Annotated in this window: 16 protein-coding genes and 1 rRNA gene; 9 read left to right on the plus strand and 8 right to left on the minus strand. The window is 64.4% G+C overall.

What is annotated here, in order from left to right:
• Positions 1–82: 82 nt before the first annotated feature.
• The 5 genes from ACPUER_RS11200 (at position 83) to ACPUER_RS11220 (ending at position 3,935) form a co-directional block, all read left to right on the plus strand.
• On the plus strand, positions 83–505 hold the full coding sequence (locus tag ACPUER_RS11200) for a DUF1178 family protein (protein ID WP_175962897.1): 423 nt from the start codon (positions 83–85) through the stop codon (positions 503–505).
• Positions 506–608: 103 nt separating this feature from the next.
• The gene (locus tag ACPUER_RS11205; RefSeq protein ID WP_425131089.1) at positions 609–1,805 is read left to right on the plus strand and encodes an acyl-CoA dehydrogenase family protein; all 1,197 of its coding nucleotides are present in this window, start codon (positions 609–611) and stop codon (positions 1,803–1,805) included.
• Positions 1,806–1,829: 24 nt separating this feature from the next.
• A complete protein-coding gene (locus ACPUER_RS11210; protein ID WP_425131090.1) occupies positions 1,830–2,963 on the plus strand; it encodes an acyl-CoA dehydrogenase family protein in 1,134 nt (377 codons plus the stop codon).
• Between the two features lie 37 nt (positions 2,964–3,000).
• Positions 3,001–3,462, plus strand: a complete 462-nt coding sequence (locus tag ACPUER_RS11215) for a MaoC family dehydratase (protein WP_034184920.1) — start codon at positions 3,001–3,003, stop codon at positions 3,460–3,462.
• Complete coding sequence (locus ACPUER_RS11220; protein WP_425131091.1) at positions 3,459–3,935, plus strand: MaoC family dehydratase; 477 nt, start codon at positions 3,459–3,461, stop codon at positions 3,933–3,935. The genes ACPUER_RS11215 and ACPUER_RS11220 overlap by 4 nt, the downstream gene beginning before the upstream one ends.
• A 47-nt stretch (positions 3,936–3,982) precedes the next feature.
• Here ACPUER_RS11220 and ACPUER_RS11225 read toward each other — a convergent pair whose 3' ends face one another.
• The gene (locus ACPUER_RS11225; RefSeq protein ID WP_425131092.1) at positions 3,983–4,675 is read right to left on the minus strand and encodes a glutathione binding-like protein; all 693 of its coding nucleotides are present in this window, start codon (positions 4,673–4,675) and stop codon (positions 3,983–3,985) included.
• Positions 4,676–4,932: 257 nt separating this feature from the next.
• Positions 4,933–5,724, minus strand: a complete 792-nt coding sequence (locus ACPUER_RS11230) for an oxepin-CoA hydrolase, alternative type (protein ID WP_072440682.1) — start codon at positions 5,722–5,724, stop codon at positions 4,933–4,935.
• A gap of 203 nt (positions 5,725–5,927) precedes the next feature.
• Between ACPUER_RS11230 and ACPUER_RS11235 the strand changes: the two genes are divergently transcribed.
• Positions 5,928–6,584, plus strand: coding sequence for a glutathione S-transferase (locus tag ACPUER_RS11235; RefSeq protein ID WP_425131093.1), 657 nt, complete (start codon positions 5,928–5,930; stop codon positions 6,582–6,584).
• Between the two features lie 42 nt (positions 6,585–6,626).
• Here the strand turns inward: ACPUER_RS11235 and ACPUER_RS11240 are convergent, their stop codons facing one another.
• Together ACPUER_RS11240 and ACPUER_RS11245 are read right to left on the minus strand one after the other, a co-directional pair.
• On the minus strand, positions 6,627–7,799 hold the full coding sequence (locus ACPUER_RS11240; protein WP_347065354.1) for a pyridoxal phosphate-dependent aminotransferase: 1,173 nt from the start codon (positions 7,797–7,799) through the stop codon (positions 6,627–6,629).
• A 33-nt stretch (positions 7,800–7,832) separates the two neighbouring features.
• A complete protein-coding gene (locus ACPUER_RS11245) occupies positions 7,833–8,330 on the minus strand; it encodes a putative toxin-antitoxin system toxin component, PIN family (RefSeq protein ID WP_175962905.1) in 498 nt (165 codons plus the stop codon).
• Between the two features lie 57 nt (positions 8,331–8,387).
• Between ACPUER_RS11245 and yaaA the strand changes: the two genes are divergently transcribed.
• Together yaaA and ACPUER_RS11255 are read left to right on the plus strand one after the other, a co-directional pair.
• Positions 8,388–9,170 (plus strand): peroxide stress protein YaaA, encoded by a 783-nt coding sequence (gene yaaA / locus ACPUER_RS11250; RefSeq protein WP_105393868.1) that lies wholly within the window; start codon positions 8,388–8,390, stop codon positions 9,168–9,170.
• Between the two features lie 137 nt (positions 9,171–9,307).
• Positions 9,308–10,462 carry a M14 family metallopeptidase gene (locus ACPUER_RS11255; protein ID WP_425131094.1) on the plus strand — a complete coding sequence of 385 codons (1,155 nt, stop codon included), beginning with the start codon at positions 9,308–9,310 and terminating at the stop codon, positions 10,460–10,462.
• 82 nt (positions 10,463–10,544) lie between these two features.
• On the opposite strand, the gene ACPUER_RS11260 is transcribed toward ACPUER_RS11255, so the two are convergent.
• The 4 genes from ACPUER_RS11260 to ACPUER_RS11275 all read right to left on the minus strand — a co-directional run bounded on the left by ACPUER_RS11260 (position 10,545) and on the right by ACPUER_RS11275 (position 14,353).
• Positions 10,545–11,198 (minus strand): BspC domain-containing protein, encoded by a 654-nt coding sequence (locus ACPUER_RS11260; protein ID WP_425131095.1) that lies wholly within the window; start codon positions 11,196–11,198, stop codon positions 10,545–10,547.
• Positions 11,199–11,337: 139 nt separating this feature from the next.
• Entirely contained in the window at positions 11,338–12,012 is a 675-nt protein-coding gene (locus ACPUER_RS11265; RefSeq protein WP_310138523.1) for an energy-coupling factor ABC transporter permease, read from the minus strand.
• A 74-nt stretch (positions 12,013–12,086) separates the two neighbouring features.
• Entirely contained in the window at positions 12,087–12,923 is an 837-nt protein-coding gene (locus ACPUER_RS11270; protein ID WP_175962909.1) for a response regulator transcription factor, read from the minus strand.
• A gap of 212 nt (positions 12,924–13,135) precedes the next feature.
• A complete protein-coding gene (locus ACPUER_RS11275) occupies positions 13,136–14,353 on the minus strand; it encodes a DUF2863 family protein (protein WP_072440672.1) in 1,218 nt (405 codons plus the stop codon).
• Positions 14,354–14,920: 567 nt separating this feature from the next.
• On the opposite strand from ACPUER_RS11275, the gene ACPUER_RS11280 reads away from it, so the two are divergent.
• A 16S ribosomal RNA gene (locus ACPUER_RS11280) occupies positions 14,921–15,476 on the plus strand; the annotation flags it as partial.

Below are 15,476 nucleotides of genomic sequence, written 5' to 3' on the forward strand. Positions count from 1 at the left end.
TTCGCGTCGCGCGATCGGGATTTAGCACGATCGTTCACAAAACCGCTTTTTACGCTACACTCGTCACACGCCCTGATTCAGCATGAAGGTCCTCGATTTACAGTGCCCGCACGGTCATCGGTTCGAAGGCTGGTTCGCTTCCGCCGATGAATTCGAAGCGCAGTTGTCCCGCAAGCTGGTCGAATGTCCGGTATGCGGGACGACCGAGGTCAATCGTCTGCCGTCGGCGCCGCGCCTGAATCTGTCAGGCGCGACGCAGGCCCAGCCGGCCGATCCGCGTGCGCTGCAGGCGCAGGTGATGCGCGCGCTGCGCGAGGTGCTGGAGAAGACCGAGAACGTGGGCGAACGCTTCGCCGAGGAAGCGCGGCGCATCCATTACAACGAGGCGCCGGCACGCAGCATCCGTGGCGTCACGACGCTGGAAGATGCGCAATCCCTGGCCGAAGAAGGCATCGACGTGATGCCGCTACCGATTCCTGCCGCGCTGAAAGAACCGCTGCAATGACGTACGCAGTGGGTCCTTGCCGGGCCGGACGGGCGCGGCGAGCCTTGCATGGAGCCTGAGTAAGCGCTAAAGCGCTAACTCTGGTCGACAGGAGACACTGCGCATGGATCTGGATTATTCCCCCGCCGACGACGCGTTCCGCGTCTACGTCCGCACCTGGCTCGAGGCCAATCTGCCTCACGCATTGCGCGCCAAAGTACTCGATCACAAACGACTCGACCGCGAGGATTTCGCGAGCTGGCACCGGATTCTCGGTCAGCGCGGCTGGTCCGCGCCTGCGTGGCCGGCCGAATACGGCGGCCCGGGCTGGAACGCGACGCAACGGCACATCTGGGACGAGGAATGCGCGCGGATCGGCGCGCCGATCGTGCTGCCGTTCGGCGTGTCGATGGTTGCGCCGGTGCTGATGAAATACGGCAGCGAAGCGCAGAAACGCCATTATCTGCCGCGCATTCTCGACGGCTCCGACTGGTGGTGCCAGGGCTACTCGGAGCCGGGTTCCGGGTCCGACCTCGCGTCGTTGCGCACGCGCGCCGAGCGTCAGGGCGACCACTACGTCGTCAACGGCCAGAAGACCTGGACGACGCTCGGCCAGTACGCGGACATGATGTTCTGCCTCGTGCGCACCGATCCGGCCGCGAAGAAGCAGGAGGGCATCTCGTTCCTGCTGATCGACATGAAGACGCCCGGCATTACGGTGCGTCCGATCATCACGCTCGACGAAGACCACGAGGTCAACGAGGTGTTCTTCGAGGACGTGAAGGTGCCGGTCGAGAATCTCGTCGGCGACGAAAACCGCGGCTGGACCTACGCGAAATACCTGCTTGGCCATGAGCGCACCAGCATCGCGCGTGTCGGCGCGTCGAAGCGCGAACTCGCGTTCCTGAAGCGCGTGGCGTCGAACCAGCGCAAGAACGGCAAGCCCTTGCTCGCCGACCCCGTGTTCGCCGCGAAGGTCGCGGCGCTCGAAGTCGAGCTGATGGCGCTCGAGGTGACGGTGCTGCGCGTCGTCAGCCGCGAGACGAGCGGCAAGGGGCCGGGCCCCGAGGCGTCGATGCTGAAGATCAAGGGTACCGAAGTGCAGCAGGCGCTCACCGAGCTGATGTTCGACGCGATCGGCCCGCTCGCCGCACCGTTCGACGTGTCGTTCCTCAATGGCGAACGCGAGCACAGCGTCGCGGGCGACGACGATGCGGCGCCGCTCGCCGCGTACTACTTCAATTACCGGAAGACGTCGATCTACGGCGGTTCGAACGAGATCCAGAAAAACATCATCGCGCAGATGATTCTGGGTCTGTGAACAGGGACGGGAGCGGAGACAACCATGGATTTCAGCTTTACCGATGAGCAGCAGCAGTTCGCCGACGCGCTGCGCCGTTATCTCGGCGAGCAATACGGCTTCGATGCGCGCCAGGCGATCGTGCGCAGCGACACGGGCGTGTCGGATACGCAATGGAGCGCGTTCGCCGAACTGGGGCTGACCGCGCTGCCCGTGCCGGACGCGCAGGGCGGTTTCGGCGGCAGCCCGGTCGACATGCTGGTTGCGATGCAGGAGCTCGGCCGCGCGCTCGTGATCGAGCCGTACTGGGCAACGGCGGTCGGCGTCGAGGCATTGCGCATCGCCGGCTCCGGCGTAGGCGACGATGCCGCACTGCTGGAGGCGGTTGCTCAGGGGCAGAAGCGGCTGGCGGTCGCATTCCACGAACCGCATGCGCGTTATGACCTATTCGAGCTCGACACGCACGCACGCGAGCAGGGCGGCACGCATCGGCTGACCGGCGCCAAGTCGGTCGTTCAGCACGGCGCACAGGCGCACGCGTGGATCGTGCCTGCGCGCGTCGACGGCGGCGGCATCGGCCTCTTTGTCGTCGAACGCGATGCGGCGAACGCGACGGTGGTCGACTACCGGACCATCGACGGTCAGCGTGCGGCAACGATCGAGTTCAACGAAACGCCGGGCCGACTGCTGACGGGCGGCGCGCGCGACGCGGCGGCGCTCGAGCAGATTGCCGATTACGCGACGTTCCTGCTGTGCGCGGAAGCGGTCGGCGCGCTTGACGAACTGAATCGCGCGACGGTCGAATACACGAAAACGCGCGAGCAGTTCGGCGTGCCGATTGCGCGTTTCCAGGCGCTGCAGCACCGGATGGTCGACATGCTGATCCATGCCGAGCAGGCGCGTTCGCTGACCTACCTGGCCGCGGTGCGCTATGCGGGCGGCGATGCCGATGCGCGACGCAAGGCCGTGTCGGCCGCGAAGGCGCGCGTCGGCGCGGCCGCGCGCTTCGTTGGCCAGCAGGCCATCCAGTTGCACGGCGGCATGGGCGTGACCAACGAGGTTGCCGCCGCGCACCTGTTCAAGCGGCTGTCGATCATCGAGACGACGCTCGGCGACACCGATCATCATCTTGCCCGCATCGCGGCGCTGCCCGATTTCGCGCAGGCCGACGCGGCATGACGGCGACGCGCGAGCGCGTCAGACAAGGGGGCACACAGTGGGTATCAGTTACGAAGATCTGGTGGTCGGCAGCACCATCGAAGTGGGCAGCTACACGTTCGAGCCCGACGACATCAAGGCGTTCGCGCAGCGCTACGACCCGCAGCCGTTCCACCTCGACGAGGAGGCCGCGAAGGCGTCGCCGTTCGGCGGACTGGTCGCGAGCGGCTGGCACACGTGCTCGGTGTTCATGAGCCTGCTCATCAAGAAGCTCGGGCCGGACTCGACCAGCATGGGCTCGCCCGGCATCGACTCGATCCGCTGGCTCAAGCCGGTGCGCGCCGGCGACACGATCACGATGCACCAGAAGATCCACGACAAGCGCGTCTCGGAGAGCAAGCCCGATCGCGGCATCGTGTCGACGGAGTGGATCGGCATCAACGGTAGCGGCGAGACGGTGATCACCGTGCATAGCAAGGTGATTTTCGGGTTGCGCGATCCGCGAGGCACGAACGCATGACCGACGTGACATTGCCGTTGATCGCGTCGGCGCAGGCGTTACAGGCACGTGTCGGCGTGGAGCCGCTCGCGAGCGGCTGGGTCGCGATCGACCAGCATCGCGTCGACGGTTTCGCCGACGCGACCGGCGATCATCAATGGATTCACGTCGATCCCGAACGCGCGCGGCGCGAGTCGCCGTTCGGCGGGCCGATCGCGCACGGGTTCCTGACGCTGTCGCTGATTCCCGCGTTGATGACCGATGCGATGCGCTTCGAGCAGAAGATGGGCGTGAACTACGGACTGAACCGCGTGCGGTTCCTGAAGCCGGTGCCGGTCGGTGTGCGCGTGCGCGCGCTGTTCGCGGTGAAGGAAACCGCCGAGGTCGCGCGGGGCGGCGTGCAGGTGACATGGTCGGTGTCGATCCAGGCCGAGCGTCCCGACGCTCCGTTGCTTGTTTGCGCGGCGGAATTCATCACGCGGCATTACTTCTGACGCGCGGGGCGGCAGGCACGGATGCCGCTCCGCCCGTCACGCACGGGTCAGTGCTTCGCGTATTGCGTCGCGCCGAACAGCACCTCGCGTGCCTTGTCGTCCTGCAGCGCCTTGCGCATCGACGCGAGTACTTCGACGCCGCGCTGCACGGCCGGTCGCGCGGCGATTGCCTCGTGCCAGCGCTTCACGTTCGGCAACTCGTCGAGCACGATGCCCTGGTTCTGCCACGAGCGCGTCCACGGGAACGCCGCAATGTCCGCGATCGTGTACGCGTCGCCCGCGAGATATTCGGATTCGCCGAGGCGCTTTTCCATCACGTTGTACAGGCGCTTCGCTTCGTTCGTATAGCGGTTGACTGCGTATTCGATCTTTTCCGGCGCGTACAGCCGGAAATGGTGCGCCTGCCCCAGCATCGGGCCGATACCGCCCATCTGGAACATCAGCCACTCGAGCGTCGCATAGCGGGCGGCCGGATCGGTCGGCAGGAACTTGCCGGTCTTCTCCGCGAGGTAGATCAGGATCGCACCCGATTCGAACAGAGAGATCGGCTTGCCGCCGGGGCCGTCAGGATCGACGATCGCCGGAATCTTGTTGTTCGGGCTGATCTTGAGGAACTCGGGCTTGAACTGGTCGCCTGCGCCGATATCGACCGGAAGTGCACGGTAGGCGAGGCCCGTTTCCTCGAGCATGATGTGTACCTTGTGGCCGTTCGGGGTCGCCCAGCTGTAGACGTCGATCATCGTCAACTCCTTGGTTGCATGCGCGAAAACGGCGCCGGCAGCGCGCCGCGACAGGCGGTCATTAGAGCATGGTTCGACGCGGGCTGCTGGCGACGGAAACGTGCCCACCGATGCGTACGCGCAGGCGAACGGGAGATCGTCGCCGACGTGCCGACAGTTCCCGGTCGAGCACGGCGGGCGTGCACGGTTCGTGCGGACGGAAGATCCGGTTGTCGAGCCGGTAGTCGCCGTGCACGATCGTCGTCAGCCGACGCGGATCAGCGCTTGTAGCGGGGCTGGCGTTTCTCGAGAAAGGCGGTGATGCCCTCGAGCCCATCCGCGTGATGCAGCGAGGCGACGAAATGATCCCGCTCGGTACCGAGATGCGGTTCTAGCGGCTGAGTCGTCGCAACATCGAGGAGCGACTTGATGCGCGTGAGTGCGTTCGGCGAGATGCCGGCGAGTGCGTCTGCCCATGCAAGCGCGTCGTTCAGCGCTGCTCCGGGAACGGCGAGCCGGTTGACCACGCCGAGCGCATGCAGGCGTTCGGCCGCGACCGGCTTGCCTTCGAACAGGATCTCGGCCGCGATCGCACGCGGCAGCGCGCGCGCGAGGAACCACGAGCCGCCGCCGTCGGGCGTCAGGCCCACGCGCGCGTACGACATCACGAACTTCGCATCGTGCGCGGCGACGATCAGGTCGCACGCAAGCGCGAGCGAGAAGCCCGCGCCGGCCGCCGCGCCTTCGACCGCCGCGATCACCGGCTTCGTCGACTCTCGAATCGCCGTCACCCATGCCCCGAGCTGATCGATGCTGTCGGCCTGGCAGGACGGATCTTTCGAGCGGTTGTCGAGCAGCCGGTTCAGGTTGCCGCCTGCGCAGAAGAAGCGGTCGGCCCCCGTCAGCACGACCGCGCGAATCCCGGGGTCGCGTTCGGCAGTGGCGAGCGCTTCGACGCCGGCCGCGTACATGTCGGGATGCAGCGCGTTGCGCGCACCGGGGTTGGATAGCGTGAGGACGAGAGTCGAATCGCTCTCGGGCGGACGCGAGGCCAGCAGTTCAGCACTCATGCGAGCGTGTCTCCATCGGATGGCGAGGCTGCGGCGCCGCGCGCGTTGCGTGGACGGGGCGGCGCTGCCGCCGCAGCAGATGTAATGTTGTCGTGACGGACAGTGAAACTGTTTTAGACTAGCACGAACGTGCTTTTCAGCGCGATGAATCCCGATGCGGCCGGCATCGTTGCGGCCGCGCTCCCGCAAGGAAGGAGACTCCGATGCTACAGCTGTGCGGTATTCCGTTGTCCAACTATTACAACAAGGTGAAGTTCGTCCTGCTCGAGCACGACATTCCGTTCGAGGAGTCGGTGTGCGGTTTGCCGATCAGCGATCCGGCCCAGCTCGCCGATTCGCCGCTCGGCAAGATCCCGTTCCTGAAGACCGAAGAGGGCGCGCTGTTCGAGTCGCAGGTGATCATCGAGTACCTGGCGGCGCGCTATCCCGAGAAAGCCATTTTCCCGGCGAGGCCGTTCGCGGCTGCGAAGGTGCGCGAGCTGGTCGAGACGCTCGAGCTGTATCTCGAGTGGATGGCGCGCGAGGTCTATACGGAAGCGTTTTTCGGCGGCAAGGTCAGCGACGGGATGAAGGCGCACGTCGAGAAGCGCCTGCCGCGCGCGATCGATGCGTTCAAGCAGATGACGCAGTTTTCGCCGTATGTGCTCGGCGAGTCGTTCAGTCTCGCGGACATCGCGGCATCGATCCATCTGCCGGTGATCGGGATGGCGACGAAGGCCGTGTTCGGACACGACTTCCTGCTCGATGCGGGCATCGACTGGAAGGCTCACGCGAAGAAGGTCGGTGAGCGTGCCGCCGCGCAGCGCGTGGCAGCCGATCGCAAGGCGTATGTCGACGCGACGAGCGGCGCGCGTTCGTAGGCGCGATTCTCCGGCGGGCGGCGGGCGGCCGCCCGCGTGGGACTACAGTCGGACGAGCCGTTCGAGTGCGGATGCGAGCGTGCTTTCCTGCTTCGCGAAACAGAAACGCACGACACCCGATTCATGCGGCTCGTGATAGAACGCCGACACCGGAATGGCGGCCACGCCGATCTCCGACGTGAGCCACTTCGAGAATTCCGCTTCGGGCAGGTCGCTGATCGCCGAGTAATCGACGCACTGGAAGTACGTGCCCGTGCATGGCAGCAGCTTGAAGCGCGTGCGCTCGAGGCCTGCGCGGAAGAAGTCGCGCTTCTTCTGGTAGAAGCCGGCGAGTGTCAGGTACGGTGCCGGGTCGCGCAGGTAATCGGCGAGCCCGATCTGCATCGGCGTATTCACCGTGAATACGTTGAACTGGTGGACCTTGCGGAATTCCGCGGTCAGCGCGGCAGGCGCCGCGACATAGCCGACCTTCCAGCCCGTCACGTGATAGGTCTTGCCGAAGCTCGACACGATGAAGCTGCGTGCGGCGAGTTCCGGATAGCGCGCGACGCTCTCGTGGCGCGCGCCGTCGTAGACCATGTGCTCGTAGACCTCGTCCGACAGGATCAGCACGTTGGTGCCGCGTACGATCTCCTCGAGCTTGCGCATGTCCGCCTCGCGCCACACGGTACCCGTCGGGTTATGCGGCGTGTTGATCAGGATCATGCGCGTTTTCGGCGTGATCGCGGCCGCGAGACGGTCGAACGGGATCGCGTAGTCGGGCGCTTCCAGCGTGACGAATACCGGCTTGCCTCCTGCGAGTTCGATCGACGGCAGGTAGCTGTCATAGGTCGGTTCGACGACGATCACTTCGTCGCCCGGATGCACCGCGCACAGGATTGCCGTCAGCAGTGCCTGCGTCGCGCCGGCCGTCACCGTGATCTCGGTGGCCGGATCGTAGCGCCGGCCGTAGACGTGCGCGATCTTGTCGGCGATCGCGTCGCGCAGCGGTGCGACGCCGGCCATCGGCGGATACTGGTTGTGCCCGTTGCGCATCGCGGTCGCGACCGCATCGACGATGCGCGGATCGCAATCGAAATCCGGGAAGCCCTGGCCGAGGTTCACGGCGCCTTTTTCGGCTGCAAGCGCGCTCATGACCGTGAAGATCGTCGTGCCGACGTTCGGCAGGCGCGAGGGGAAAACGGGAGTCGTTGGCATGTCTGAAGGAGCGTTCATCGATACGGTCGAAATCGGGTGCCGCCGCGTGCGTCAGGCCGGCGTGGCAGAAGTGATCGGTGCGGCGTCGAGCGCGCAGGCTTCGGCAAACGGCGCGGGTTGCGCGATCCGGAAACCGAAGTCGCGTGCAGTGCGCTTCGCGAGCTTCAGCAGCGCACGGTCTTTCGACACGAGCCACTCGGCCTGCGCGGCGCGGGCGAGTTCGAGAAACTTCTGGTCGTCGCGATCCTTGCACTTCGGCAGCGGCGGCGCGTCGGCGTCGACGGGCGGCGGCTCGACGAGGCTCGCGAGGCGGGCGACGGTCGCGAGCGCGGCGGCCTTGTCGATCGCACGCGCCTGGAACTGCGGATAATCGAGCACGTACTCGAGTTCGGTCAGGCAGCGGCCGTCGATCACGGCGGCAAGCGCGCCGCGTTCCAGTGCGGCCCGGATCGGGCGCGTAGCGGGGTCGTCGAATACGAGGATGTCGATCCAGACGTTCGAGTCGAGCACGACGCGGTGCGCGACGTGCGGGGCGAGGGAGCTGGTCATTCGTTACAATCGGTGGTTTTCGTCTGACCGCAAGGCACGGCGTGCCAGCGAGCCTCTATGATAATCGTTCTCTCTCCCGCCAAATCCCTCGACTACGATACGCCCGCGCACGTCCAGTCTTACACGAAGCCTGCATTCGTCGACGACGCGTCCGAACTGATCGACGGCCTGCGCAAGCTTTCGCCGCAGGACATCGCGACGCTGATGGATATCTCCGATCCGCTCGCGCGCCTGAACTTCCAGCGCTACGCGGACTGGTCGCCGACCTTTACACCGGCCAATGCGAAGCAGGCCGTGCTGGCGTTCAACGGCGACGTCTACGAAGGATTCGATGCGAAATCGCTGTCGTCCGCCGATCTCGACTATGCGCAGCAACACGTGCGCGTGCTGTCGGGCCTGTACGGGCTGCTGCGCCCGCTCGACCTGCTGCAGCCGTACCGGCTCGAAATGGGCACGCGCTTCGCGAACGCGCGCGGCAAGGATCTGTACGCGTTCTGGGGCGACCGCATCACGCGGGCGCTGAACGAGCAGCTCGAGACGCGCAGCGGCTCGGCGCGCGTGCTGGTCAACTGCGCGTCGACCGAATACTTCAAGTCGGTCAAGCCGAAACTGCTGGCCGCGCCTGTCATCACGCCGGTGTTCGAGGACTGGAAGGGCGGCCGCTACAAGATCATCAGCTTCCATGCGAAGCGCGCGCGCGGCCTGATGGCGCGTTTTATCGTCGAGAACCGTATTACCGAGCCGAAGGCGCTGAAGGCGTTCGCGACGGAAGGCTATGCGTTCGACGCGGCTGCGTCGAACGATTCGACTTACGTATATCGCCGGCGAGTCGGCGAGTGACCATGCCGGCCGTTCACGAGATGGCCGGCGCATGCATGAGGCCGGGCAAGCGGTACACCGCCCGTTCCGGACGACCGCTTTGCATGGGACCGGAGCAAGTGCTGAAGCATTAACTCAGGTCGACACTGGAGAAACAGATGACCCTTTCGATCACCAGCAATTTCGACGCAGGCGCAATCGACGTCGTGTCGTGCGACAGCCCCGCTGCGATTCGGCTGCGCGTGCGCGGCGACAGCCGCTCGGAATTCGCGCAATGGTTTTACTACCGTTTGACGGGCGCGCGCGGCGAGCGGTGCGTGATGACGTTCGAGAATGCCGCCGAATGCGCCTATCCGTCCGGCTGGCGCAACTACAGCGCGGTGGCGAGCTACGACCGGGTCGACTGGTTCCGCGTGCCGACGACGTTCGACGGCAAGACGATGACCATCGACCATACGCCGGAGTTCGACAGCATCTACTACGCGTATTTCGAACCGTACTCGGAAGAGCGTCACGCGGCATTTCTCGGCGCCGTCCAGCAGTTGCCGCAGGCGAGCGTCGTCGAACTCGGCCGCACGGTCGAAGGCCGCCCGATGTCGCTGCTGACGCTCGGCACGCCGGAAACCGACGGCGCGCCGAAGAAGAAAGTGTGGATCATCGCGCGTCAGCATCCGGGCGAGACGATGGCCGAGTGGTTCGTCGAAGGCCTCGTCAAGCGGCTGGCCGGATGGGGCGACTGGGCCGGCGATCCGGTCGCGCGCAAGCTCTACGATCGCGCGACGTTCTACGTCGTCCCGAACATGAATCCGGATGGCAGCGTGCATGGCAACCTGCGCACCAATGCGGCAGGTGCGAACCTGAACCGCGAATGGATGATGCCCGATGCCGAGCGCAGCCCCGAGGTGCTGGCCGTGCGCGACGCGATCCACGCGATCGGCTGCGACATGTTCTTCGACATTCACGGCGACGAGGATCTGCCATACGTGTTCGTCGCCGGTTCGGAGATGCTGCCGAGCTTTACCGAGCAGCAGGGCAAGGAGCAGACCGCGTTCATCGACGCGTTCAAGGTCGCGAGCCCCGACTTCCAGACCGAGTATGGTTATGCGGCGAGCAAGTACAAGGAGGACGCGCTCAAGCTCGCGTCGAAGTACATCGGCCATCGGTTCGGCTGCCTGTCGCTGACGCTCGAGATGCCGTTCAAGGACAACGCGAACCTGCCCGACGAGCGTGTCGGCTGGAACGGTGAGCGCAGCGCGGCGCTTGGCGCAGCGATGCTGGCCGCGATCCTGGTGCACGTCGACACGTTCGCGTAAGCGTATCGTCGTCGCAGCAAAAAAGCCGGGGCATCCTGAGATGCCCCGGCTTTTTTGCTGCTGTCGTTGCCGCTCCGTCGTATCAGGACTTCTTCGCGGTTTTCTTCTTCACGGCTTTCTTCTGGCCGCCTGATTTCTTCGTTGCGACGGCCTTCTTGCCGGTGCGGGCCGATGCCTTCGCCTTTGCATTACCCCGGTGCGATTTGCCCTTGAACTTCTTCGTCGAGGACGTGGAGCGCTCGACGCGCGGCTTCAGCGGCGGAACAGGGTCGTTCCAGCTGAACGCGAGCATTTGCTGGCCGACGTAGCCGCAACGGAATTTCAGCGGCGTCGGGTCGCTGCCGTCGCTGTGGACGCCGAGTCCGTCGACCGTGACCATGTTGTCGACCTTCACGCGCTGCTTGCCCTGGTCGAACGAGTCGTTCCACGGCGTGATCGTCGCGTTGCCGCTATCGAATGCGTTCGGCGCGAAGTCGACGCGATCGAAGGCCGACGACGTGCTGGCGATGAAGCTGCCGTGCGCCGCACAATCGGCCGCGAGCGGATCGGCATGCATTTCGTTGACGAATTTGTTGATCAGTTCGGAGCGCTGATCGAGCAGGTCGGCGAATACCGGTGTCGGAAGCGCAAGCGACAGGCCCGCGACACAGGCTGCCAGCTTGCCGAGCGCCCGGAGAATCCGGAGCGAGGCAGGTGAGCTGTCCATCTGGTTATTGGTGAGGAGCGAAGGAGACATCGGGCACGTATAGATGCCCGATGGAGAACAGGAGTTCAATCTTAGCGTAAAAAAGTTGTGCGGCAGTAGACGGCCTATTCTCCCGCGCTGCGGAAAATGCCGCCGGCACGTGCTGACGGTGCCCCGATCCGAAGGAGTTTCAGGCGCGCGGGCCGCCGAGGCGATAGCGCCGGACGTCGAAGGTCGTGACCCACGCAGGGCGATAGACGGCGATGAGCGCAGTCGCCATGCCGGTGAACCACGCTTCGCCGAGCGCGAGCAGTGCAGTGTTCAACAGATAGCCGGCAGGAATCACGACAGGCACGCCGTCCGCGAGGGCGAGCTGAACGCCGGCTGCTGCTGCGGCGACCGCGATGATCGCGATGGCCGGCGACAGGAATCCCTGGCCGGTGATGAACGACGCGAGGTTGTGCGGCAGCCATGCGAGCGCGGCGCGCTGCAGCAACGCCGACACGGCGACAGGCAGCGCGCCGTAGATCAGATAGGTCAGGCCAATGCCCTGCCACGGCGCGTCGAAGATGATCGCGGCCACCGCCGTGACGGCGCCCATTGCAATCAGCGCGAGCGTCCAGTCGAACAGCGTGACGAGCAGCGTTGCGCCCAGCAGATGCATGACGATGCCATCATCGAGCCACGCATTCGAGGCCCAGAGGACCGCGATTGCGGTGACGAGCGCAAGCCACACGTGCTGGAGCGTGGCGTCCTGAAGGCGCACGAAGGGGCGATTCCAGATCGCGAGCGTGAGCAGGGCCACGGCGGCGATCCAGCCACCGATGCCAACCCAGAGCGGAAGCGGTGTGAAAAGAAAACCCATGCGTTCATATTACTCGTTGAGCATCAAAGGTGGGAATCCGCACATGTCGACCGTCGCAATATCGAGACTGTCTGCTAGCGCTCGCGCCGGAACCGTGCCCGCGGCTCGGCGGCGAGCGGCAGGTCCTGCGTGCCGGCATGCGCGGCTGGCAACGGGTACCGATGATCGTTCCGTGGCGTGCGTAGTGGAACGGTGCCGCGTTCGCCGATGGCCGGCTTGCGCGTGCGGTTGCGATTCGCCAGCAGCACTTCGAGGTGCGGCGACAGCCAGCCGTTGTAGATCGCGACCGCGGCGGCGCGGTTGACGGCGCCAAGCTGCTGGAAGATGCTGGCAAGGTGGATTTTCACGGTGCCTTCGCTGATACCGAGCGTGCGGGCAATCATCTTGTTCGTGCTGCCCATGTGGACGAAGCGCATGATCTGCGCTTGCCTGGGCGACAACAGGCCGCTCGGCGGGCGGCGGGGCAGCGATCCGGCGAGCGTCTGGAAATGGGCCTCGTGGCGCGCTCCGGCGGCGGAGGGCAGCAGGCGGAGCGCGATCGGCGGGATGTAGTGTCCGCCCAGCAGCACCATCTCGAGCGCACGCACGATCAGGTGCGGCCGCGTGGAATGCGGGATCACGCCTGCTACGCCATAGTTGAAGAAGCGCTGGATGGCCTCCGGCGAGGCTTCGTCGATCATTACGGCCGCGGGCGTCGGCGAGCAGGCGCTGCAGAGTGCCTGCAGCTCGCTTAGCCGGCCGACGTCCAGCCAGTCGATCGCGACGAGGTCGAAACGCTGGGTGCGCAGCAGCCGGCGCGCCTGGAAGCTGTCGGGTGCATCGTTGATACTGGCGTGGCGGTCGATCTGTCGCAACAGGGCCTTCAGTCCGTCACGCCGTTCGGCGTCTGAGTAAAGCACCAGGAACCGCATATTCAACCTCCGTAAGGGTGGGTCATTGATCTGCTGTCGGGCATGCGTTGGCCCCGATAATGACAAAGACCTTACACGATGTCTGCTTGGCTGAAAGGCTTAGGAAAAGTCTGAAATTTTGAGCGACGGAATATAGGACAAGAAAAAAGCCGCTCCGGCGGGAACCGGGAGCGGCTTCGGGAGGGCAGGCCGTTCGGGCCTGCTGCGAGAGGTTAGTGGAAGTGTGGCTGGGCGGGTGAGGCGTCTTCCGGCATTTCCGCGTGGACGATTTCGCCGAGCGGATCTGCGTAAAGCGGCACGCCGCAGTCGTCGCAGTATTCGGGTTCGAAGCGGCCCGCGTGCCGTCGGACGTCGGTTACACCGCATTCCTTCAACAGGCTCACGATTTCCTCGAGCGGCCCTTCGATCGGCGCCTCGCCTTCGAGCGTCGCGCTGTCGATCGACACGTCGCCGTTTTCACGGCCGTAGAGCGGCCACACGACGCCGTAGATTACGTCGTTGCTCGCACGCCGAGTGAAGCCGACACGATATTCGTCGATACGGCGTTCGCCGAAGCCGGCGACCACCGCGCGCAGCTCCTGCGGTGCCGTACCAAGTGTGTCGAAAAGATAACGAATGGCGGTTCGCACCGTGTGTGGACGAATGCGTTCGTCCGCGTCGCGGCAGGCCGAGTAGTACGCGTCCGGAAGCAGGCACTCGAACTCGCATCCGGGCAGTGCGATCGACAGATTCGGGCCGCCTTGGGCCGTCCATTGTTCGAGGCACTGACCGCGCTCGATCCGGCTACCGCCTTCTTCTTCCTGCCAGCGGAACAGCGGCGCCCCGGCGGGCGCAGCGACGACGGCGAGCAGGAAGCGCGGGTCGGCCAGGATCGGCGAGGTTTCGGGCAGGTCGCCGAAGCTGAGCTTGGGTGTGTGCTGGCCGATCGCCGCATGCGCGAGCTGCTGGGCAAGACGGTAGGTCTCGACGTGATGCCGCGGCAACTGGTCGATGCTGTAGAGGAACGGGGCAAGCCCGACGAGCGTGCCGTTCGCAAGGACATGAGCCTGCAGGTGCGTTCGCAGCGCGTCGGCCACGTCGCCCTTGAGCGGGCCCGACGGAATCATGTAGCGCGTCCATGCGAGAACGGGGACGGCGACCAGCAGCGCATCGTACGGCTGGCCGTCGTGCTCGATCACCATCGACTCGCTGTGGGTCTCGGCCATGTCGGCGAGCGCGCCGTAGGCGTCGGGATGATTCTGCTGCAGATGGTCGAGGGCTGCGTCGAGCGTGGTCTGGTTGCCGTTGCGGACTATCTTGGCGAGCAGCGCGTCGAGCTTCGCTTCCCAGAAGCGATCCTCGATGCGGCTACCCGAGGCGAAGAGCGCAAGCGACAGACCGACCAGTTTGTCGGCATCGGGGGGGAGGCGTTTGGCGATTCGCTGGCGCATATTAAAGACGTATATAGAAAGAGGCGAAGAACCTCATATTCTAGTCCGTTCTTTGCACCATAAGCGGTCTTGTGCCCTGGCATGGCCGGACGGCCGAATTGCGGGTTTTGTAAAAAAGTTGTATCGAACCCCTTGCGCGATCGAAGCGAGCTGCATAGAATCACGCCTCTTTCGCGCTAACGGAAACGCGGCGCGGGAGAGGGGAAGCGAAGTCGGCGGTGTGCAGCGGGTTGGGCGCACGGCTGGCGCAGGAAGATGGACCCCCGCAGTCGCAACGAAGTGGTTAAAAAGTTGTTGACGAGCTGCGAAACACGGTTCATAATCTCGCTTCTCTGCTGCTGAAAACGCAGCGCTGCTGAGAAGCGCGAAGTTTCTCGCAGAAATGCTCTTTAAAAATTAACAGCCGATAAGTGTGGGCGCTTGATGGAAGCGAGCTGATCTTCGGGTCAGATAGCGAAAGTATCAAGAGTCTCACACTAAAGTAAGTCAGGTTTATGAAGTGATTCATATTCCTGTCAGCTTTGAGTGAGCGACCGGTTCGAAAGAACCGAAAACAGTAACAGGTTTAAACTGAAGAGTTTGATCCTGGCTCAGATTGAACGCTGGCGGCATGCCTTACACATGCAAGTCGAACGGCAGCACGGGTGCTTGCACCTGGTGGCGAGTGGCGAACGGGTGAGTAATACATCGGAACATGTCCTGTAGTGGGGGATAGCCCGGCGAAAGCCGGATTAATACCGCATACGATCCATGGATGAAAGCGGGGGACCTTCGGGCCTCGCGCTATAGGGTTGGCCGATGGCTGATTAGCTAGTTGGTGGGGTAAAGGCCTACCAAGGCGACGATCAGTAGCTGGTCTGAGAGGACGACCAGCCACACTGGGACTGAGACACGGCCCAGACTCCTACGGGAGGCAGCAGTGGGGAATTTTGGACAATGGGCGAAAGCCTGATCCAGCAATGCCGCGTGTGTGAAGAAGGCCTTCGGGTTGTAAAGCACTTTTGTCCGGAAAGAAATCCTTGGTTCTAATATAGCCGGGGGATGACGGTACCGGAAGAATAAGCACCGGCTAACTACGTGCCAGCAGCCGCGGTAATACGTAGGGTGCGAGCGTTAATCGGAA

The organism is Burkholderia sp. DN3021, assembly GCF_049805555.1.
Classification (GTDB): domain Bacteria; phylum Pseudomonadota; class Gammaproteobacteria; order Burkholderiales; family Burkholderiaceae; genus Burkholderia; species Burkholderia pyrrocinia_C.